This is a genomic window from Streptococcus sp. CL6.35, assembly GCF_049737915.1.
Classification (GTDB): Bacteria; Bacillota; Bacilli; order Lactobacillales; family Streptococcaceae; genus Streptococcus.
This window is the reverse complement of sequence record NZ_JBKOTU010000009.1, coordinates 33,222-54,420: the sequence shown is the minus strand read 5'-3', so window position 1 is coordinate 54,420 and position 21,199 is coordinate 33,222. Positions and strand designations below refer to the sequence as shown.

Annotated in this window: 22 protein-coding genes and 5 tRNA genes; 20 read left to right on the top strand and 7 right to left on the bottom strand. The window is 38.6% G+C overall.

From position 1 onward, the window contains the following. Window positions 1–9: 9 nt before the first annotated feature. From ACLNCP_RS09640 to ACLNCP_RS09620, 5 genes are all read left to right on the top strand, one after another. Window positions 10–90 (top strand) — tRNA-Tyr (locus ACLNCP_RS09640). A gap of 4 nt (window positions 91–94) precedes the next feature. Further along, a tRNA-Trp gene (locus ACLNCP_RS09635) sits at window positions 95–165 on the top strand. 14 nt (window positions 166–179) lie between these two features. After that, window positions 180–252, top strand: a tRNA-His gene (locus ACLNCP_RS09630). A 13-nt stretch (window positions 253–265) separates the two neighbouring features. Next, window positions 266–337: transfer RNA gene (locus tag ACLNCP_RS09625), tRNA-Gln, on the top strand. A 9-nt stretch (window positions 338–346) separates the two neighbouring features. After that, window positions 347–430 (top strand) — tRNA-Leu (locus ACLNCP_RS09620). Between the two features lie 85 nt (window positions 431–515). Here ACLNCP_RS09620 and ACLNCP_RS09615 read toward each other — a convergent pair. Genes ACLNCP_RS09615 through ACLNCP_RS09595 form a run of 5 tightly spaced genes read right to left on the bottom strand, consistent with a single transcriptional unit; the run spans window position 516 to window position 4,006 of the window. Then, complete coding sequence (locus ACLNCP_RS09615; protein WP_009732034.1) at window positions 516–1,649, bottom strand: tyrosine-type recombinase/integrase; 1,134 nt, start codon at window positions 1,647–1,649, stop codon at window positions 516–518. 3 nt (window positions 1,650–1,652) lie between these two features. Beyond that, window positions 1,653–1,847 (bottom strand): DUF3173 domain-containing protein, encoded by a 195-nt coding sequence (locus ACLNCP_RS09610; RefSeq protein WP_000598356.1) that lies wholly within the window; start codon window positions 1,845–1,847, stop codon window positions 1,653–1,655. A 59-nt stretch (window positions 1,848–1,906) separates the two neighbouring features. After that, window positions 1,907–2,293, bottom strand: a complete 387-nt coding sequence (locus ACLNCP_RS09605) for a hypothetical protein (RefSeq protein WP_001096843.1) — start codon at window positions 2,291–2,293, stop codon at window positions 1,907–1,909. Between the two features lie 2 nt (window positions 2,294–2,295). Continuing rightward, window positions 2,296–3,492: a replication initiation factor domain-containing protein gene (locus ACLNCP_RS09600; protein WP_045616578.1), complete on the bottom strand. Its 1,197-nt coding sequence runs from the start codon at window positions 3,490–3,492 to the stop codon at window positions 2,296–2,298. 40 nt (window positions 3,493–3,532) lie between these two features. Further along, the gene (locus tag ACLNCP_RS09595; RefSeq protein ID WP_000182279.1) at window positions 3,533–4,006 is read right to left on the bottom strand and encodes a hypothetical protein; all 474 of its coding nucleotides are present in this window, start codon (window positions 4,004–4,006) and stop codon (window positions 3,533–3,535) included. A 319-nt stretch (window positions 4,007–4,325) separates the two neighbouring features. Between ACLNCP_RS09595 and ACLNCP_RS09590 the strand changes: the two genes are divergently transcribed. Further along, the gene (locus ACLNCP_RS09590) at window positions 4,326–4,772 is read left to right on the top strand and encodes a helix-turn-helix transcriptional regulator (protein ID WP_000287814.1); all 447 of its coding nucleotides are present in this window, start codon (window positions 4,326–4,328) and stop codon (window positions 4,770–4,772) included. A gap of 163 nt (window positions 4,773–4,935) precedes the next feature. Here the strand turns inward: ACLNCP_RS09590 and ACLNCP_RS09585 are convergent, their stop codons facing one another. Further along, window positions 4,936–5,262, bottom strand: coding sequence for a DMT family transporter (locus ACLNCP_RS09585; RefSeq protein ID WP_000120162.1), 327 nt, complete (start codon window positions 5,260–5,262; stop codon window positions 4,936–4,938). 172 nt (window positions 5,263–5,434) lie between these two features. On the opposite strand from ACLNCP_RS09585, the gene ACLNCP_RS09580 reads away from it, so the two are divergent. The 9 genes from ACLNCP_RS09580 (at window position 5,435) to pcp (ending at window position 14,075) form a co-directional block, all read left to right on the top strand. After that, a complete protein-coding gene (locus ACLNCP_RS09580; protein WP_009732039.1) occupies window positions 5,435–5,833 on the top strand; it encodes a hypothetical protein in 399 nt (132 codons plus the stop codon). 314 nt (window positions 5,834–6,147) lie between these two features. Next, window positions 6,148–7,425, top strand: coding sequence for a gamma-glutamylcysteine synthetase (locus tag ACLNCP_RS09575; protein WP_424844371.1), 1,278 nt, complete (start codon window positions 6,148–6,150; stop codon window positions 7,423–7,425). 75 nt (window positions 7,426–7,500) lie between these two features. After that, complete coding sequence (gene thrC, locus ACLNCP_RS09570; RefSeq protein WP_424844370.1) at window positions 7,501–8,985, top strand: threonine synthase; 1,485 nt, start codon at window positions 7,501–7,503, stop codon at window positions 8,983–8,985. Window positions 8,986–9,045: 60 nt separating this feature from the next. Beyond that, window positions 9,046–10,326 (top strand): MATE family efflux transporter, encoded by a 1,281-nt coding sequence (locus ACLNCP_RS09565; RefSeq protein WP_424844369.1) that lies wholly within the window; start codon window positions 9,046–9,048, stop codon window positions 10,324–10,326. Between the two features lie 3 nt (window positions 10,327–10,329). Further along, window positions 10,330–10,953: an HAD family hydrolase gene (locus tag ACLNCP_RS09560; RefSeq protein WP_424844368.1), complete on the top strand. Its 624-nt coding sequence runs from the start codon at window positions 10,330–10,332 to the stop codon at window positions 10,951–10,953. Window positions 10,954–11,115: 162 nt separating this feature from the next. Beyond that, on the top strand, window positions 11,116–12,321 hold the full coding sequence (locus ACLNCP_RS09555; RefSeq protein WP_261266241.1) for a LysM peptidoglycan-binding domain-containing protein: 1,206 nt from the start codon (window positions 11,116–11,118) through the stop codon (window positions 12,319–12,321). A 198-nt stretch (window positions 12,322–12,519) separates the two neighbouring features. Further along, on the top strand, window positions 12,520–12,945 hold the full coding sequence (locus ACLNCP_RS09550) for a MarR family winged helix-turn-helix transcriptional regulator (RefSeq protein WP_424844367.1): 426 nt from the start codon (window positions 12,520–12,522) through the stop codon (window positions 12,943–12,945). Between the two features lie 10 nt (window positions 12,946–12,955). After that, a complete protein-coding gene (locus ACLNCP_RS09545; RefSeq protein ID WP_024057670.1) occupies window positions 12,956–13,318 on the top strand; it encodes a DUF1304 domain-containing protein in 363 nt (120 codons plus the stop codon). A 112-nt stretch (window positions 13,319–13,430) separates the two neighbouring features. Then, window positions 13,431–14,075: a pyroglutamyl-peptidase I gene (gene pcp, locus ACLNCP_RS09540; RefSeq protein WP_000866926.1), complete on the top strand. Its 645-nt coding sequence runs from the start codon at window positions 13,431–13,433 to the stop codon at window positions 14,073–14,075. A gap of 25 nt (window positions 14,076–14,100) precedes the next feature. Here pcp and ACLNCP_RS09535 read toward each other — a convergent pair whose 3' ends face one another. Next, entirely contained in the window at window positions 14,101–14,958 is an 858-nt protein-coding gene (locus ACLNCP_RS09535) for a DUF975 family protein (protein WP_000876906.1), read from the bottom strand. Window positions 14,959–15,076: 118 nt separating this feature from the next. Here ACLNCP_RS09535 and tgt point away from each other — a divergent pair, with 118 nt between their 5' ends. From tgt to ACLNCP_RS09510, 5 genes are all read left to right on the top strand, one after another. Beyond that, the gene (gene tgt / locus ACLNCP_RS09530) at window positions 15,077–16,219 is read left to right on the top strand and encodes a tRNA guanosine(34) transglycosylase Tgt (RefSeq protein ID WP_001285237.1); all 1,143 of its coding nucleotides are present in this window, start codon (window positions 15,077–15,079) and stop codon (window positions 16,217–16,219) included. Between the two features lie 100 nt (window positions 16,220–16,319). Next, entirely contained in the window at window positions 16,320–18,137 is a 1,818-nt protein-coding gene (locus tag ACLNCP_RS09525; RefSeq protein ID WP_424844366.1) for an acyltransferase family protein, read from the top strand. Between the two features lie 151 nt (window positions 18,138–18,288). Continuing rightward, window positions 18,289–19,440 carry an N-acetylglucosamine-6-phosphate deacetylase gene (gene nagA, locus ACLNCP_RS09520; RefSeq protein WP_001134549.1) on the top strand — a complete coding sequence of 384 codons (1,152 nt, stop codon included), beginning with the start codon at window positions 18,289–18,291 and terminating at the stop codon, window positions 19,438–19,440. A gap of 161 nt (window positions 19,441–19,601) precedes the next feature. Beyond that, on the top strand, window positions 19,602–20,660 hold the full coding sequence (locus ACLNCP_RS09515) for a zinc-dependent alcohol dehydrogenase family protein (protein WP_016398446.1): 1,059 nt from the start codon (window positions 19,602–19,604) through the stop codon (window positions 20,658–20,660). A gap of 148 nt (window positions 20,661–20,808) precedes the next feature. Continuing rightward, a complete protein-coding gene (locus ACLNCP_RS09510) occupies window positions 20,809–21,174 on the top strand; it encodes a DUF1033 family protein (protein WP_000286409.1) in 366 nt (121 codons plus the stop codon). Window positions 21,175–21,199 lie beyond the last annotated feature (25 nt).

Below are 21,199 nucleotides of genomic sequence, written 5' to 3'. Positions count from 1 at the left end.
ATATATTTTGGAAGGGTAGCGAAGAGGCTAAACGCGGCGGACTGTAAATCCGCTCTTTCGGGTTCGGGGGTTCGAATCCCTCCCCTTCCATTTTACGGGCATAGTTTAAAGGTAGAACTAAGGTCTCCAAAACCTTCAGTGTGGGTTCAATTCCTACTGCCCGTGTTAATAGAATTATGGCGGGTGTGGTGAAGTGGTTAACACACCAGATTGTGGCTCTGGCATGCGTGGGTTCGATCCCCATCACTCGCCTATTTTATATTATTGGGGTATAGCCAAGCGGTAAGGCAAGGGACTTTGACTCCCTCATGCGTTGGTTCGAATCCAGCTACCCCAGTTACTATTTGCCGGCGTGGCGGAATTGGCAGACGCGCTGGACTCAAAATCCAGTGTCCGCAAGGACGTGCCGGTTCGACCCCGGCCGCCGGTATAGTATTAAAGACAAGGTTTTCGGACCTTGTCTTTTTCTTTTATTTGTTGAATTTGTAACGCTGAGTTACTTAAAATTACTAGTTTTATAACAAATCATCTAATTTATCCGCTAATTTTTGTTGCTTGCTTGGATACAAATGAGAGTATGTATCTATTGTTGTAGTTATAGAAGCATGTCCTAATCTTTCTTTTACGACAAGATAATCTTCTCCTTGGTTTATTAGTAGGGAAGCATGTGAATGCCTGAAGTCATGAATTCTTATTTTTTTTAAAGAACTATCTCTTTGTAATATTTTTTTATATTGTTTTTCGATTGAATCCTTAGTTATCGTAATCGGGCTATTTTGAAATATCTGTAGATCATCTAGGTTGGTTGTAAATTCTTTTAATCTTTCATGCTGTGTTTGCCTCCATTCTTCTAGTGTCTCCACTAGTTTGGTGTTCATGATGATTCTTCGGGTTCCAGCTTTTGTCTTTGTACTACTAATGTGTTCTTCACCTTTTTTAACGTATATTGATTTACTTACATGGATTGTATTTGTAGAAAACTCTATGTCCTTCCACGTTAGAGCAAGAGCTTCTCCGAGTCTTAGACCAGTAAAAAATAGAACTGTGAATAGTAATTTTATATTGTATTCATCGTTGCTAAATAGTGTTAAGAAATGCTTAAATTCTTTTACTGTCCAGAAATTTAATTTTACTTTTTCTATGGGTAATTTTTTCAGTAATCCTACGGGATGTTCCTTGTAAAATCCCTTTCTTAATCCAACATCCAGAATTTTCTTTAGTAAAATTATAATTTTATTAATAGTGTTTGGACTTAGCTTCTTTTCTGAGTTTTGAGTATTTTTATCTCTTAGATGTTCTCTGAATTGATAGATATCTTCATAAGTTAATTTAGCTACATCATCAACTTTTTCAAAATAGTTTTTTATATGCCTGTTATAGTTGTTTTCTTGTGTATCTATATAGCTTTGTTTTCTGTTGTTTATTCTATCCTCTTCTTTTAAGAGATCATAAAGGATATCAATTGATATTTTTGAGTTGAAACTTTTTTCTTTAAGTTCGACACTTCGTAAGTATTGTTCGGCCTCCAATGCTTCTTTTTTAGTTTTGAATCCTTTTCTTACAATTCTACGTTGTTTTAGAGATATTGGATTTATACCATTGGAAACATCAACAATCCAAGTTCCGTCTCTACTTTTACGTAAAGCCATAAGCTACGCTTCTTTCTGGAGTTCAATTCCTAATAGTTCTTCTGCGACACTGGCTGGAATTGTACCAATCCTTTTGTTATCGTAGATGTTAAAACCACGATTCACTAATAGTAATTTGCCGGTATGGATAATCTTTCTTGCAGTTCCTGGAGCAAATCCAAGTTCGATAAGGTCATCTTTTGTTACAGTTTTAATCATGTGATCTCCTTTTCTAATTAGATTAACTAAGGGGAGGATTAACTCCCCTTGTATTTTACTTATTTTTGTTTTACATCTACTAAATGGATAGCATCAGCCTTGTAATACATTGTCGTGCTAATCATAGTAGCTTGTAAATTGTCAAATGTAACTGGTACTTCATCCATTGCTTGGATATAGTCATTATCAACCAAGGCATCTGGATTGTCTACTGAGACTTGGGTTGATTTCTTTTTGAATTGTCCATCCTTGATTGTTACATTGTATTTCCAACCAATGATTTTATCGGTATTAAAACGTCTTTCGCTACCATCTCGGTTTTTGATAATTTCTCCGTTTGCATCTGCTCGGACTTCCGTTTCAAATTTTGGAATGACTTCATCCAATTCAAATTTTGTTCCAATGTTATTAAAATTCCAGTCATTTTGTGAAAGCATTTTTGCCATAGTTAATTTCTCCTTTTAATATTTTCTTTGATTGTAGGGATCAAATCCTCTCGTTTAAAGAGTATTGCTCTTTCTATTAATCCACTTGCTAAATCTGGTGGATATTCCATATTGTTGAGTGCGAGATAGTTAGCTTTCTCATACTCATGCAGTAAGTTATTGTCGTATAGAAATTTATACGCTTTTAGAATAGCTCCTGAACCTTTATAGGTAAACCATTCTAATTTTTGTTCTAGTTCTGTTTTTGATTTTGAAATAATGATAGAGACGGGTTTTGAATGGCCTAAAAACTTTTCCCAAGATCTCAAAGGTTTTGAGAAATAGCTATCACTATAGAACCTCACTTTTTCTTTGAGATATCCCTTGGTAAAGTTGAGAAGATCTATTTCTGAATGCAACCATTCTTGAATGAAGTAGTGAGCTTTTTCTTTCCTAAGTTCTAACTCAGTTCTTATCCAATTTTCTATATACCGCTTGCTGATACCGAGCTTCTCAGCTCGTTCTAAGCGTTTATCGTAAATTCTAAGTCTTTCGTCATCATTGGGTTTTCTCAAATATAAGGTCTGGCCGATTGTTTCATCTCCGTAGGTATTGTAGTAGGTGCTTTTTCCATATATAAAGCGTTTCTTCTGACAAATCTTTAGAAGCTGATTAGGAGTGAAATAGGGTGTTTCATTAAAATCATCTATTGCAATATCAATTCGTCTTACTGAAAAATGATTGTAATTGTAGTAGAGGTTGTTCAAAAACTGTCTTTCGGACAGACTATTTGGATCTAATACCATATCTCTATAGAACTCGAGTGCCTGTCCTGACATGACAAGCATGTAGGACGACTCTTTCGCTCCATAGTAGATACGGATATTCCCATAATGAAGCTGGCTATCATAGTTATAGTATTTAAGGCTCCCTTTATTCTCAATAAATAGGTCATAGTCAAGAAATAGAATGTCTTCGATTATTTCTCTTGGCGAAAATTCAGTCTTATCAAACTGAATTTGAATCCAGTCAAATACAGAACGTAAATGTTCATTTTTTGCCATAGATTTTGATTCAACTTTTTGCTTAATTTTGCCACCCTTAAAATCTCCGAAACCCTTGGAAATACTGAATTCTTTCGATGGTACACCTAACTTGCAGAGGGTGGTGTTACTACACACCCTATCGGTCAAAAATGGTCCGTCCGCATCTACGCTCATTTTCGGCTTTCTGCCTCATGGCTCAGCCGAAAACTCGCTATTAGCCGAACCTATTTTTTGACCTCTTGTTAACAAACCCTAGTAAGCCGGTTTGCATCGACTCTTCAATATCTTGGATTTTCTTTTTTAGGTTGGAATTCTCAATTTTTATCAGTCGCATTTCTCGCTTAAATTCCTGTTTTAAGGCGCTCAGTTCATCGTAGAGCTCATCTATTACTTGGTTTAGGGATTCATGTTCATTGTCTGCTAGACTCCCAAATACGGCTTGTATAGCCTCTTTTAGACCTATTTCAAGTTTTAGTTTAGCTAACTTTTGAAATTGTCTAAGGTCTTCGTCTGTAAAATCATAGGCAACTGTATAACTTAATTGATGAGTTCTGGGATTTCTACTGATAGGAACTTTAATTTTCTTAAATTCCTTGCCACTTATCTCTTTAATCAGTTGAATCCAATTTTTAAGAGTAGAGGTAGAGTTTAGGCCAGAAATTTGATTGACTAACTCTTTATTGGTCATCTTTTTGTGAAACCTCCGAAATTTTCTTGTGCAACTGAAGAGTTTTCTGTGGTATAATTGTTACATAATATGTTTTGATCTTGGAACGAACGGCACATTTGTTTCAAGATTTTTTATTTTGTCGAATCCTACCTCCTTTATTAAAATTTTTTAAATCGACTACTAGTTACATACGCTTTTACCTCCTTTTATGCTATAATATTCTCAATGGAATATTCAATCTCAAAATAAATATTCCTTATGGAATAATTCTATTTTATACCGTTTAGAATATTTTGTCAAGCTAAAATATACGAATAAGAATATCTATAGGAGAATTATGTATACAGAGGATTATAAATTTTCAGAGAGGTTAAAAACTCTCAGAAAATCAAAAAAGTTAACTCAAGTACAAATATCGGAATTAATTGGAGTTCAACAAGGGACATATTCTCGGTGGGAGAATGGAACGTTAGAACCAGGATTAGAATTCGTTGTGAAATTAGCAAATATCTTTGGGACTACTACAGATTATTTGCTGGGACAAAAACCTTATTCAATTATCAGTAGTTTACCTCTAGAACAATTAGATCTTACCAATATTGCAAACTTTTCAAAGGATGAGTTTGATATTTTGAAACATTCAATAGCAGTTTCGGTGGCAAGAAATAAAATAAAGGCAACAGAACTAAAAGATAGAGTTATAGAAAAAAATCAGTTGTCAGAAAAAGATGCAGAACTTTTGAATAAGATTTTTGAAGAAGTTAAAACTTATTGGGAAAATTAGGAGGACGCTAGTCTTCAAAATTCCCTCCCAAAATGTGTCCAAAATATTGACAGAATTCTAGCTTTTCATTATAGTTCTTATGGAACTTTTTTTCTACAACAAAATAGGCTCCATAATATCCATAGGGGATTTACCCACTACAAATAGTATAGAGCCGGTTTTATTAATGTCCTGCATTTCCTAATAAGTTAACCATGACAACACCAATGATAATCAAAATTAAACCGATAATGCTATAAACATTTAGTGTTTCTTTGAAAATCATTACTGCGATAGAGGATATCAAAACTAAACCGACAGCTGACCATGTTGCATAAGCTATTCCTACAGGAATTTTTTGCATTGCTAGTGATAAGAAATAGAAACAAACGCCATAGCTAAGTAGGGCAGAAACGGTTGGAATAGGCTTTGTAAAACCGTCTGATAATTTCAAAAGGTTAGTTCCCAATATCTCTCCTACAATGGCGATAAAAAGATAAAAGTATGACATGTCTTTAACCTCCTATATGTCATGTTTTTGCTCTAAGAGCTATTATAGCTATCCGTTTTTTATAAATCTTGGCACAAGTCATGAGAATTTGTAGTAAAACTGTGGCAGACACTTTTTCAGAACCAATAGCTGATAAGTTTATTATATCATAAGATAAATTTTAAAAAAAGTCTTGATTTATTTCAATGTCTTGCGTGGTCTCGATTTTACTGGTAAAATTACTTTTAAGAACTTTAAAAAAGAGGTTTCTATATTTGACAAAACAATGACTTGTTGTCCCGAATGTGGGCATCCTTTGGAGAAAAAATTTTTAAAAGATGAGGGAGATATTCCTTATTGTTCACAATGTGCGAGTTTTCGTTTTCCAGTCTTTAATACAGCAATTAGTGCGATTTTATTTAATGAAAAACATGATAAGATTCTCTTGATTAAGCAATATGACATGGCTGAGCATATTTTGCTAGCTGGTTATGTGTCTAATGATATTCACAACCAATTTCTACAATCATTAAAGGCAATTAATTTAGCCTCTCTTATTACGGATATGGGTAATAAAATTGCACAAAACTAGTCCAAAACTCTTTTTAATAAGGAGTATACTTTCTAGCATTTTATAGTTACTAAAAAGTATCTAAACTTTGGAAGTGATACTAAGTTTTAAAAAATATTATGGAAAAAAAGCTTATAAAATCAATATTTCTGAGATTTAAAACTAATAATATTAGACTCAAAATCCAGTGTCCGCAAGGACGTGCCGGTTCGACCCCGGCCGCCGGTATAGTATAGAGTTAAGGAACGTTGTAAATCTTCGTTCCTTTTTTATATTATTTTTGGTATAATAATAGTTATTCAAATTTTATTTAGATTATGAAAGTGTAGGGGAGTATGTCTTGTTCTATCGATTTATTAAAACATCGGTATTTGAAAAATATTAAAAAAAATGCTGAATTGTATGTCGGAATTGAGCTGGAATATCCAGTTGTAAATTTGGAAGGGGATGCTACAGATGTTGATGTTATAAAGGAACTATTTCATTATTTAGTTTCTGCTTTAGATTTTATTGTAGAGAAGGTAGATGATTTTGGAAATCCTATCCAGTTAGTAGATCCGATAAGTCAGGATGCTATTTTATTTGAAATTTCCTATACAACGATTGAGTTTGCATTTGGTAAGGCTGAAACGATTCAAGAGGTTGAGAATCGTTTTAATAACTATATGGATGTAATTCAGATTAAATTAAGTGAATCAAATCATGCTATTGTTGGCTGTGGTATTCATCCCAACTGGGATAAAAATGAGAATTGTCCAGTGGCTTTCCCACGGTATCGCATGTTGATGGACTATTTGAATTTGAGTAGAAATGTGACTAAATCAGATTTGCATCATTTTCCTGAATACGGAGCGTTTATTTGTGGGAGTCAGGTACAGTTAGATGTTTCAAAGTCTAACTACTTACGAGTGATTAATGCTTTTACCCAAATTGAAGCAGTTAAGGCTTATTTATTTGCAAACTCTGAGTTTACAGGTGCGGATTGGGATACAAAAATCTCAAGAGATATTTTCTGGGAAGAATCTATGCATGGTATCTATCCAGAGAATGTTGGTGTCAATGCTAGACTCTTTAAAGATGAGGATGATTTTTTTGACTATCTAGATCATTCTGCAATTTTTACTGCGGAACGTGATGAACAAACCTATTATTTTTATCCGATTCAGGCAAGGGATTATTTGGCTATGCCTGAAATGCAGGCAATTGCTCTGAATGGGGATAAGGTTATTATTTACCCCCAAGAGAAGGATTTTGAAACCCATCGTAGTTATCAGTATCAAGACTTAACGACTCGAGGAACGGTTGAGTTTCGTAGTGTGTGTACTCAGCCACTTGATAGAACTTTTGCTTTTGCTGTCTTTCACTTGGGATTGTTGGTTAATTTAGACAAGTTAGAAGCTTACTTAGAAACAGCACCTTTCTTTAAAGAATTTGGGAGAAATTATAAGTTTTTAAGGCGACAATTTTCTAAGAAAAAGCTTACAGATCAGGAAAAAACTGCAATTATCAGTTTTTCAAAAGACTTACTCTTGCTAGCTGAGGAAGGACTGAAGATGAGAAATAAACAAGAAATGATTTATTTAGAGCCTTTGAAGAAAGAATTGGGACTATAATTTCTTTTACAAAGGGAGAATTTTCTGAAAAATCATGATATAATGGAAGAGACTATAGATAAAGGATAGAGAGTAATGACATTAGTTTATCAATCAACGCGTGATGCGAAAAATACAGTAACTGCCAGCAAAGCTATTTTGCAAGGTTTGGCGACGGATGGTGGTCTGTTTACACCACTTACTTATCCAAAGGTAGATTTGGACTTTGACAAATTGAAAGATGCTTCTTATCAGGAAGTGGCTAAGCTTGTTTTGTCAGCCTTTTTAGATGATTTTACAGCCGAGGAGTTGGACTACTGTATCAACAATGCCTACGATAGCAAGTTTGATACTCCAGCTATCGCGCCATTAGTGAAATTAGACGGACAATATAACTTGGAGCTTTTCCATGGTTCAACGATTGCCTTTAAGGATATGGCCTTGTCTATCTTGCCATACTTTATGACAACAGCTGCTAAGAAATATGGTTTGGAGAACAAGATTGTCATCTTGACAGCGACATCTGGTGATACTGGGAAAGCTGCTATGGCAGGATTCGCGGATGTACCTGGTACTGAGATTATCGTCTTTTATCCAAAGGATGGTGTCAGCAAGGTTCAAGAGTTGCAAATGACTACTCAGACTGGCGACAATACTCATGTTATCGCCATTGATGGTAACTTTGATGATGCTCAAACCAACGTGAAGCATATGTTCAACGATGTGGATCTTCGTGAAAAATTAGCGGCCAACAAGTTGCAATTCTCATCAGCTAACTCGATGAATATCGGTCGTCTGGTGCCACAGATTGTCTACTATGTTTATGCTTACACTCAGTTGGTTAAGACTGGTGAGATCGTGGCTGGTGAACAGGTCAACTTCACAGTACCAACAGGAAACTTTGGAAATATCTTGGCTGCCTTTTATGCCAAACAAATCGGTCTACCAGTTGGAAAATTGATCTGTGCTTCAAATGACAATAATGTCTTGACAGACTTCTTTAAGACACGTGTTTACGACAAGAAGCGTGAGTTTAAGGTAACAACTAGTCCATCAATGGATATCTTGGTGTCTTCAAACTTGGAGCGTTTGCTTTTCCATCTTTTGGGTAATGATGCTGTTAAGACTGCTGAACTTATGAATGCCTTGAATACACAAGGACAATATGAATTGGCAGACTTTGATGCAGAGATATTGGACCTCTTTGCAGCTGAATATGCGACTGAGGAAGAAACAGGGGTAGAAATCAAGCGTGTTTATGAGTCAGATTCTTATATCGAGGATCCACATACGGCGGTTGCCTCGGCAGTTTATAAGAAATACCAAGCGGCTACTGGCGATGTGACTAAGACAGTGATTGCTTCAACAGCTAGTCCATACAAGTTCCCAGTAGTTGCAGTAGAAGCTGTAACAGGGAAAGTTGGCTTGACTGACTTTGAAGCCTTGGCTCAATTACATGACATTTCAGGCGTTGCAGTGCCACCAGCAGTTGATGGGCTTGAAACAGCTCCTGTTCGTCATAAGACAATAGTGGCAGCTGCTGATATGCAAGCAGCGGTTGAGGATTATCTAGGAATTTAAGACAGAGGGAGTAAACTCGGTTGGGAAACCAACTGAGTTTCTTTTCATCAGGAGGAAGGATTGTTTAAGAAAAATAAAGACATTCTTAATATTGCCTTGCCAGCTATGGGCGAAAACTTTTTGCAGATGCTCATGGGGATGGTGGATAGTTACTTGGTAGCCCACTTGGGCTTGATAGCTATTTCGGGTGTATCAGTAGCTGGCAATATTATCACGATTTACCAGGCGATTTTCATCGCTCTGGGAGCTGCTATTTCCAGTGTTATTTCAAAAAGCATGGGGCAGAAGGATCGGTCTAAGCTAGCCTATCATGTGACTGAAGCCTTGAAGATTACTTTACTATTAAGTTTCCTTTTAGGAGCTTTGTCTATCTTCGCTGGGAAAGAGATAATAGGACTTTTGGGGACGGAGAGAGATGTAGCTGAGAGTGGTGGACTCTACCTATCCTTGGTGGGCGGATCGATTGTTCTCTTAGGTTTAATGACTAGTCTGGGAGCTTTGATTCGTGCAACGCATAATCCACGTTTGCCCCTCTATGTGAGTCTTTTATCCAATGCCTTGAATATTCTTTTTTCAAGTCTGGCTATTTTTGTTCTGGATATGGGGATAGCTGGTGTTGCTTGGGGGACAATTCTGTCTCGTTTGGTAGGTCTTGTGATTTTATGGTCGCAATTAAAGCTGCCTTTTGAGAAACCGACTTTTGGTTTAGATAAGGAACTATTGACCTTAGCTTTACCAGCAGCTGGAGAGCGGCTTATGATGCGGGCTGGTGATGTCGTTATCATTGCCTTGGTCGTTTCTTTCGGAACGGAGGCAGTGGCAGGAAATGCGGTCGGAGAAGTCTTGACCCAGTTTAACTACATGCCTGCCTTTGGAGTGGCTACGGCAACGGTCATGCTGGTGGCTCGAGCGGTTGGAGAGGATGATTGGAAAAGAGTCGCTAGTTTGAGCAAACAAACCTTTTGGCTTTCTCTGTTTCTCATGTTGCCCTTGACCTTTAGTATCTATGCCTTAGGAATACCACTAACTCATCTCTATACGACTGATCCTCTAGCGATTGAGGCTAGTGTTCTAGTGACACTGTTTTCACTACTTGGTACTCCCATGGCGACAGGGACAGTTATTTATACGGCAGTTTGGCAGGGTTTGGGGAATGCTCGGCTTCCCTTTTATGCGACAAGTATTGGAATGTGGTGTATCCGTATTGGCACAGCCTATCTGATGGGGATTGTTCTTGGTTGGGGCTTGCCTGGTATTTGGGCCGGAACCCTTTTGGATAATGGTTTTCGCTGGTTATTTCTACGTTACCGTTACCAGCGTTATATGAGCTTGAAAGGATAGGAAATGCAAAAAATAGCTTTTATTTGGGATTTAGACGGGACTTTATTGGACTCTTACGAAGCGATTTTATTAGGGATTGAGGAGACTTTTGGTCAGTTTGCTATTCCTTATGATAAGGAGAAAGTGAGAGAGTTTATCCTCAAGTATTCGGTGCAGGATTTACTGGAGCAAGTTGCGGAAGCGGGAAAACTGGATGTGGAAGTGCTAAATCAGGTGCGTGCCCAGAGTTTGGCTGAGAAGAATGCTCAGGTAGTTTTGATGCCAGGTGCGCGTGATGTGCTAGCTTGGGCAGACGAATCAGGAATTCAGCAGTTTGTTTACACTCATAAGGGAGACAATGCTCTTACCATTCTCAGAGACTTGGGTTTGGAGTCCTATTTTACAGAGATTTTAACCAGTCAGAGTGGCTTTGCGCGGAAGCCAAGTTCAGAAGCGGCTACCTATCTGATAGACAAGCATCAGTTGGATTCTGAGAAGACCTATTATATAGGGGATCGGGCTCTGGATGTGGAATTTGCCCAGAATAGTGGGATTCAAAGTATCAACTTTTTAGAGTCGACTTATGAAGGTAATCACAGAATTCAAGCGTTAGCAGACATTTCCCGTTTTTTTAAGGCTGAGCGATAAAAAGATTGTGTCAGTTTTGTGACAGAGACCTAACAAACTATTTCAAGTAACCGAGTTTGTTACAAGGAATGGACAGTTCTGTTAAATAGGCCCGAGAGGGCTTTTTTTCTGCATTTTTTGTGTTATCATAGACAGGTACTCATTTGAAAGGAATTTGAAAGAATGAAGAAAAGAATATTATTAGCCTCAACAGTAGCTCTGTCATTTGCCCCAGTATTGGCAACTCAAGCAGAAGAAGTTCTTTGGACTGCACGTAGTGTTGAGCAAATCCAAAATGATTTGACTAAAACGGACAACAAAACAAGTTATACAGTACAGTATGGTGATACTTTAAGTACCATTGCAGAAGCCTTGGGTGTAGATGTCACAGTTCTTGCGAATTTGAATAAAATCACTAATATGGACTTGATTTTCCCAGAAACTGTTTTGACAACGACCGTCAATGAAGCAGAAGAAGTAACGGAAGTTGAAATCCAAACACCTCAAGCGGCTTCTAGTGAAGAGGTGACAACTGCGACAGCAGATTTGACAACCAATCAAGTGACCGTAGATGATCAAACTGTTCAGGTTGCAGACCTTTCTCAACCGATTGCAGAAGCGCCAAAAGCGGTAGAAACTACAAGTACAAAAGAAGTAGCAACAAATTCAGAAGTTGCAGAGACAGTTGCTACTGCAGAAGAAGTCGCGCCATCTACAGGAACTTCTGCTTCAGAGGAGCAAACAGCCGAGACAAGCAATGCAGTTGCAGAAGCAGCTCCTCAGGCAACGAGTCCAGCTGAGAAGCAGGAAACACAAGCAAGCATTCAAGCTGAATCAGCAGTGGAAGCAACTGCAACACCAGTTGAAGAAAAAGCACCTGAAACAACTACAACAAGTTCAGAAGAAGCAAAAGAAGTAGCATCATCAAGTGAAGCTACAGCAGCAGTTTCTACTTATCAACCAAAAGAGGCGAAAACAGTTTCAACAACTTACGCGGCTCCAGCAGCGCCCGATTATGCTGGACTTGCGGTAGCGAAATCTGAAAATGCAGGCCTTCAACCACAAACAGCTGCCTTTAAAGAAGAAATTGCTAACTTGTTTGGCATCACATCCTTTAGTGGTTACCGTCCAGGAGACAGTGGAGATCACGGAAAAGGTTTGGCTATCGACTTTATGGTACCAGAAAGCTCAGAATTAGGGGATAAGATTGCGGAATATGCAATCAAAAATATGGCTAGTCGTGGAATTAGTTACATTATTTGGAAACAACGTTTCTATGCTCCATTCGATAGCAAATATGGACCAGCTAATACTTGGAACCCAATGCCAGACCGTGGTAGCGTGACAGAAAACCACTATGACCACGTTCACGTTTCAATGAATGGATAAACCAGACTCTGTCACATAATTTTTACGAATGAGAACTAGCTTTCATGATAGGAAGCGAGTCTCGTTCGTTTTTTCTTTGTCAATTTGAATGGAAAATTACAATCTTACAATGCCTTAAGCAACATTCTTGCAATCTATTTTACTTTGTATTATAATTGATTAGTCAATTATTGATAAATCAATAAAAGGAAAGAAAAAATGATAGAGATTCAAGATTTACTTTATCAACTCCGCTTGTCTGAGCAAGCGAGCACGCAATTGTTTGAAAAAAAGCTTGGGATTAGTTTGACACGGTATCAGATTTTACTGTTTCTGCTGAAGCATTCCCCTTGTAATCAAATAGCGGTTCAGGAGCGTTTGAAGATTGATCAGGCTGCTTTGACACGACATTTCAAGATTTTAGAAAAGGAAGGTTTGGTGGAGCGTCATCGTAATCCTGAAAATCAGCGAGAAGTATTGGTGGAGGCTACGAAGTATGCAAAGGAGCAGTTAGTGGTGAATCCCCCTCTGAAGCATATCAAGGTTAAGGAAGAGATGGAAAGTATCTTAACAGAATCTGAAAAAACAGAACTCAACCGTTTATTAAATAAATTGGTTTTGGGTATTGAAAATATAGAAATTTAAGGAGAAATAGATGTCAATTATTACAATCATTTTAGCAACGATTGTTGCTTTGGAGCATTTTTACATTTTTTATTTGGAAAGTATTGCAACGCAATCAGATGCGACTAGTCGTGTCTTTAATATGGACAAGGAAGAACTGGCTCGTCCGTCTGTAAGTTCATTGTTTAAAAATCAAGGGATTTATAATGCTCTGCTAGGAGTCTTTCTCTTGTATGGGATTTATTTCTCACAGAATTTAGAAATTGTGACTATTTTTGTTTTATTTGTGATTGGAGCTGCGGCTTATGGCTCTCTCACAGCAGATAAGAAAATTATTTTGAAGCAAGGTGGACCAGCTATTTTGGCATTGATTAGTATTTTTCTCTTTAAATAAACTTTAATGCTGGTCTGATCCTCTCTAGTCCTTTTCACTCCAGAATAAGAGAAATATGTTATACTTGTTTTTAAGAAAAAAGTCTCATTGAATTTGTTTTGAGGAGTAAGAAATGAAAGTATTAGTGACAGGTTTTGAGCCCTTTGGAGGGGAAAAGGTCAATCCAGCTTTGGAGGCCATTAAAGGTTTACCAGCTGAAATCCATGGTACTGAGGTCCGTTGGTTAGAAGTGCCAACAGTCTTTCACAAATCGGCTCAAGTATTGGAAGAAGAGATGAACCGCTATCAACCTGACTTTGTCCTTTGTATCGGCCAAGCAGGTGGAAGAACCAGCTTGACACCTGAGCGAGTAGCCATTAATCAAGACGATGCACGCATTCCTGATAACGAAGGTAATCAGCCGATTGACCTTCCCATTCGAGCGGATGGTGCTTCGGCCTACTTTAGTAGTCTGCCGATTAAAGCGATGGTCCAAGCTATAAAAAAAGAGGGCTTGCCGGCCTCTGTTTCAAATACGGCAGGGACTTTTGTCTGCAATCATTTGATGTATCAGGCTCTCTATTTGGTAGAAAAGAAATTTCCACATGTTAAGGCAGGTTTTATGCACATTCCTTATATGATGGAACAGGTGGTGAATCGACCGACTACTCCAGCTATGAGTTTAGTGGATATTAGGCGAGGGATAGAAGCGGCAATCGGGGCTATTATAGAACATGGAGATCAGGATCTCAAGTTGGTAGGTGGAGAAACTCATTGATAGAAAAAAGCTTGAGGGGCCACCTTCAAGCTTTTGGACGTTTTCGAGCCAGTACTGCTCGGTAAAAAATCATTTTATTGATTTTAATGTAGGGTAGGAGTGAAAAACTAGCAATTCCAAAGGTAATCCAATTGAGGAAGTACCAAGGAAGGAGTTGTAAGTCTAGTACAAAACGCTGAAACTTATAGCCTTTCATCAGGAAACGGCTGGTTTTAAGGATTTGCCCTGGTTTAGCTTGGCCCAAGTCTAGGGTGTCACAGAGGAGAAATTCTACCTGCGAATAGGCATAGTATTGTGGAATATAGAGACTATTTCCGACAATCATCAAGAGGATACTTGCTAGAAAATAGAGACCAAAGGTCATGAGGAAACGTTCAGTTTCAACTGACGAGAGATCCAGATTAGGAAACTCAGGATGAAGGACAACGAATTTCTTGGCTAAAAAGCTACTATAAAAGAGAAAGTAAATCCCGAGTAAACTAGGAATGCTCCATAAGAAGAGATAGAAACGTTTGAGAAGTAGAGTCAAAAAGGTTTGTGAAAAGTGCTCTTCGTTAAAGAGAGTGAGACTATTTTTGACGGATAGTTCTGTATCTGGATTCTTGATGAGTTTCAGCGTTGTATAGACTGAACTGGTCAGAAGTATTGTTCCGATAAAGGAGACTAATAGAGGAAAAAGGTAGGCTTGGAATACATGGCCAAACACGCTTAAAAAGGGTTGTTCTAAAACACTCTCGTTGATGCGCTCTAAGGGATTGAGGAAGCCAGACAAAATGATCAGCATGCTAGGTAAGAGATAGACGAGAAAGAGACGGGGATTTTCAGCCTGAAATTGTCTAGCTTGCAGACGAATGGTTTTTAAATCAATTTTTGGGTATTTCATTCTCTCATTATACACCATAGTTCGTGACAGTTCCAGCTTTTTTTGATAAAATCATACAGTATGCCCTTGGGCACAAAGTATGAACTGGGACTGTTTTTCCCAGCTTCGGAGGTAAAAAATGTCAGATTCACCAATCAAATATCGTTTGATTAAGAAAGAAAAACACACGGGAGCTCGTCTGGGAGAAATCATCACTCCCCACGGTACCTTCCCGACACCTATGTTCATGCCAGTTGGGACTCAAGCCACTGTCAAAACTCAGTCACCTGAAGAGTTGAAGGAAATGGGTTCGGGAATTATCCTGTCAAACACTTATCATCTCTGGCTTCGCCCTGGAGATGAACTCATCGCACGCGCAGGTGGTCTCCACAAGTTCATGAATTGGGACCAGCCTATCTTGACAGATAGTGGTGGCTTTCAGGTTTATTCCTTAGCAGATAGCCGTAATATCACAGAAGAAGGAGTAACCTTTAAAAACCATCTCAATGGTTCTAAGATGTTCCTATCGCCAGAAAAAGCCATTTCTATTCAGAATAATTTGGGCTCAGACATCATGATGTCCTTTGACGAATGTCCTCAGTTTTATCAACCTTACGACTACGTTAAGAAATCAATTGAGCGTACCAGCCGTTGGGCTGAGCGTGGTTTAAAGGCTCATCGTCGTCCGCATGACCAAGGATTATTTGGGATTGTGCAGGGAGCAGGATTTGAAGACCTGCGTCGCCAATCGGCTCATGACCTTGTTAGCATGGATTTCCCAGGCTACTCTATCGGTGGTTTGGCAGTGGGAGAAACCCACGAGGAGATGAATGCTGTCTTGGACTTCACAACTCAACTGTTGCCTGAAAACAAACCTCGCTATTTGATGGGTGTGGGAGCGCCAGATAGCTTGATTGATGGGGTGATTCGTGGGGTGGATATGTTTGACTGTGTCTTGCCGACTCGTATCGCTCGTAACGGAACTTGTATGACCAGTCAAGGTCGTTTGGTTGTCAAAAATGCTCAGTTTGCTGAGGACTTTACGCCACTGGATCCTGAGTGTGATTGCTACACATGTAAGAACTATACACGCGCTTATCTTCGTCACCTGCTCAAGGCTGATGAAACCTTTGGTATCCGCTTGACTAGCTACCACAATCTTTACTTCTTGCTTAACCTGATGAAGCAAGTGCGACAAGCCATCATGGATGACAATCTCTTGGAATTCCGTGAGTATTTTGTTGAAAAATATGGCTATAATAAGTCAGGACGCAATTTCTAAAATGGAATTGATATAAGCTAAAAATCCTAAGTTTTCTCTTGGGATTTTTCTTCTTTTTTTGATAGAATAAAGTGTATAATGAAAGGGAGAATAAACTCGTATGCGCATTAAATGGTTTTCCTTGATTAGGATTACAGGTTTACTACTGGTACTCTTGTATCATTTCTTTCAGACTATCTTTCCTGGAGGATTTTTCGGGGTAGATGTCTTTTTCACGTTTTCAGGCTTCCTGATTACGGCTCTACTCATCGAAGAATTTTCTAAAAATCATGAAATTGATTTGGTTGGATTTTTTAGGAGACGCTTTTATCGTATTGTGCCACCTGTGGTTTTGATGGTCTTGGTAACCATGCCCTTTACTTTTCTAGTTCGGCAAGATTATGTGGCTGGAATTGGGGGTCAGATTGCGGGTGTCTTAGGCTTCATGACCAACTTCTATGAACTGCTAACAGGTGGGAGTTATGAATCTCAGTTCATTCCTCATTTGTTTGTTCATAATTGGAGCTTGGCCGTTGAGGTTCACTACTATATTCTTTGGGGATTGGCAGTTTGGTTCTTATCCAAACAGGCTAAATCAAATGGTCAGTTGAAGGGGATGGTTTTTCTCTTATCAGCTGCTGCCTTCTTGATTAGTTTCTTCTCCATGTTTATTGGTAGTTTTCTAGTAACCTCCTATTCCTCTGTTTACTTCTCCAGTTTAACTCATGTCTATCCATTCTTTTTGGGAAGTATCCTAGCAACTATTGTAGGCGTTCGTCATACGACTTCTTTAGTTAAGCAGTTGGATAAAATCTGGGATTTACGCAAGACCCTTTTAGTTTTTGCAGGAGGTTTTGGCTTCTTACTCATTTTGACCTTCTTTGTCAAATTTACCTATCTCTTTGCCTATCTTATGGGCTTCTTGCTTGCCAGTCTTGCAGCCATTGCTATGATTCTGGCGGCGCGTGTCTTACATGAAAAGACTCCTAACGTGCAGGAGCCAAAGATTATCAGCTTTTTAGCGGATACTAGCTATGCGGTTTATCTTTTCCATTGGCCTTTCTACATTATTTTCTCACAGTTGACATCAAATCTTCTTGCTGTGTTATTAACTTTGATTTTTTCTTATGGATTCGCCAGTCTTTCATTCTATGTATTGGAACCTTGGATTGCAGGAAAGGACACACCTATTATACAAACCCTCCGTCCCCTGCCTCATATTCACACAATCCTTGCAGCAAGTACAGGAATCTTGGCATTTATTGTCTTCTTAGTGACTTTGATGGCACCACAAGTGGGAGCTTTTGAGACAGATTTGACTGTCAATGGTTTGAAGCAAGCTGAAACAAATATTGGCCAGACCAAGTTGATGGCAGAACGAGCAGAAGCTGATAGTTTGGGAATTGCTGATGGCACTATGTTAATTGGTGATTCGGTAGCACTAAGAGCTAATACAGCTTTGCAGACAGCCCTTCCTGGAGCACAGATTAATGCGCAGGTCAGCAGAACAACCAAGACCGCCAATGAAATCATGCTCAACAATAGCCAGAATAAATTTCTACCAAAGATGGTGGTTATTGCAACAGGGGTAAATAATCCTGAAAATTACAAGGAAGATTGGGATAGTATCGTGAAAAATCTTCCTAAGGGGCACCATATGGTTTTGGTGACTCCTTATGAGGGGGATAAGACAAAAGAGACTTACGCAATCGTTGAGAAGGCGGCTGCCTATATGAGAGAATTAGCAGAGAAGACTCCTTACATCACGATAGCAGATTGGAATCAAGCTGCTAAGGAACATCCAGAAATTTGGACTGGGACAGACCAAGTCCATTTTGGAAGTGACAATAGTAAAATTGAAGCAGGAGCTAAATTGTATGCAGATACCATTGCTGCAGCCTTGCAAACAGCTCAAGACAAGCCAGTCAAATCAAAATAACTTGTATTAAAAAGAGAAGAGTTGGAGAAATCCAGCTCTTTTAAAATATATCTAGAAAACAGGTCTATACCATTTACAAATGAATCAGAAAGGTTTATAATGTAATTGACATAATAAATATCAAAAGTAATCTTTTAAGGAGGTCATTATTATGCCTAATTACGTTAAAGCGGATCAGTTTTTCTATCCATTTGGCATTCGTCGCGGTGGGTACTTAGAACTTGTTGATGGCAAATTTGGGAAACATGTGGATCAAATTCCTGAAGGAGCAGAGGTTCTTGACTATACTGGTTATAGCATTGCACCAGGTCTTGTGGATACTCATATTCATGGATATGCAGGTGTAGATGTGATGGACAACAACATTGAAGGTACATTGCATACTATGAGTGAAGGACTTCTTAGTACCGGTGTTACCAGTTTCTTGCCCACAACTTTAACAGCCACTTATGAGCAATTGCTTGCAGTCACTGAAAATCTTGGAAACCATTATAAAGAAGCAACAGGTGCTAAGATTCGTGGAATTTATTATGAAGGTCCATATTTCACAGAAACTTTTAAGGGGGCACAAAATCCAACTTATATGAGAGACCCGGGTGTTGAGGAGTTTCATTCTTGGCAGGATGCTGCAAAAGGGATGCTAAATAAAATCGCTATTGCACCAGAACGTGATGGGGTGGAAGATTTTGTACGTACTATTACAGGTGAAGGTGTGACAGTTGCACTTGGACACTCAGATGCGACATTTGAACAAGCTAAGAAGGCAGTCGATGCTGGAGCTAGTGTTTGGGTACATGCCTATAATGGGATGCGTGGTTTAACACACCGCGAACTCGGTATGGTAGGAGCTATGTATGAGCTCCCACATACTTACGCAGAATTGATTTGTGATGGTTATCACGTAGATCCAAAAGCTTGTGAGATTTTACTTAAGCAAAAGGGGACAGAAAACATCGCTCTTATTACGGACTGTATGACAGCTGGTGGGCTTGAAGACGGTGACTATATGTTGGGAGAATTCCCTGTTGTAGTAGCAAATGGAACTGCACGTCTCAAATCTACTGGTAATTTGGCAGGTTCTATCCTCAAACTTAAAGATGGTATGAGAAATGTAGTCGAGTGGGGTATTGCAAATCCACACGAAGCGGTCATGATGGCTAGCCTTAACCCAGCTAAATCTGTTCACATTGATGATGTCTGTGGTCAAATCCGTGAAGGCTACGACGCAGACTTTATCGTACTAGATAAAGATTTGGAATTGGTAGCAACCTATCTAGATGGCGTGAAACGTTATCAAGCATAAGAGAGAAAGCAGGAGTTAGATACTAGCTTCTGCTTTTTTATGCAGGGTACTTTACTGGTAAATAAAAAAGTTAAGAAAATCACAAAAAAGCTTGAAGAAACAAATGAAAAGGCTTACAATTATATTATAAATAGTACAAATAAAAAACGGAGGAGTGCTTTATGAAAGCCTATACTTATGTTAAACCAGGACTTGCTTCTTTTGTTGATGTAGACAAACCAGTTATTCGCAAGCCAACAGACGCTATTGTGCGTATCGTAAAAACCACTATTTGTGGAACAGACCTCCATATTATCAAAGGGGATGTTCCTGCTTGCCAAAGTGGTACCATTCTTGGTCACGAAGGAATTGGGATTGTTGAAGAAGTTGGAGAAGGAGTTTCTAACTTCAAAAAAGGCGACAAGGTTTTGATTTCTTGTGTCTGTGCCTGTGGTAAATGCTACTACTGTAAAAAAGGAATTTATGCCCACTGTGAAGACGAAGGGGGTTGGATTTTCGGTCACTTGATTGATGGTATGCAGGCCGAATATTTACGTGTCCCTCATGCAGATAACACTCTTTACCACACTCCAGAAGACTTGTCAGATGAAGCCTTGGTTATGCTATCAGACATTCTGCCTACTGGATATGAAATTGGTGTCTTGAAAGGGAAAGTAGAACCTGGTTGTAGCGTAGCCATTATTGGTTCAGGTCCAGTTGGATTGGCTGCTCTTTTGACAGCTCAGTTCTATTCACCGGCTAAATTGATTATGGTGGACTTAGACGATAACCGTTTGGAAACTGCTTTATCATTCGGTGCGACTCATAAGGTTAATTCCTCAGACCCTGAAAAAGCCATTAAGGAAATTTATGATTTGACAGATGGCCGTGGTGTAGATGTCGCTATCGAAGCTGTTGGTATTCCTGCAACATTTGATTTCTGTCAAAAGATTATCGGTGTAGACGGAACAGTTGCCAACTGTGGTGTACATGGTAAGCCAGTTGAATTCGATTTGGACAAACTTTGGATTCGCAACATCAATGTAACAACTGGTTTGGTATCTACAAATACCACTCCGCAATTGTTGAAAGCACTTGAAAGTCATAAGATTGAACCAGAAAAATTGGTAACTCATTATTTCAAACTAAGTGAAATTGAAAAAGCCTATGAAGTCTTCGGTAAGGCAGCAGACCACCATGCCATTAAGGTCATTATCGAAAATGATATCTCAGAAGCTTAAGAAGTAAAAAGTTTTATCATATAAGTAAATAGAAATTCAGTCATCATCAGATGGCTGGATTTTTATCAAAAAAGTCAAGAAATGAGCATTTTACTTTCCTTGTTTGGCGGAATTGGTTATAATATACGGTACAAAGGAATGAATGAATATGTATCGTGTTATAGAAATGTACGGAGATTTTGAACCGTGGTGGTTCTTAGAAGGTTGGGAAGAAGATATTGTAGCGAGTAAGAAGTTTGACCAGTATTATGATGCTCTCAAATACTACAAGACTTGCTGGTTTCGATTGGAGCAAGAATCCCCTCTTTATAAAAGTAGAAGCGACTTGATGACCATTTTTTGGGACCCAGAAGACCAACGTTGGTGTGATGAATGTGATGAATATTTACAACAATACCATTCGTTGGCTCTTTTGCAGGATGAGCAGGTCATTCCAGATGAAAAACTACGCCCAGGCTATGAAAAACAAACTGGTCAGGAAAGGCACCGTTCTTGCCGTATGAAATTAAAATAGAGAAAAAGTAACTTTTTTTGGAGTT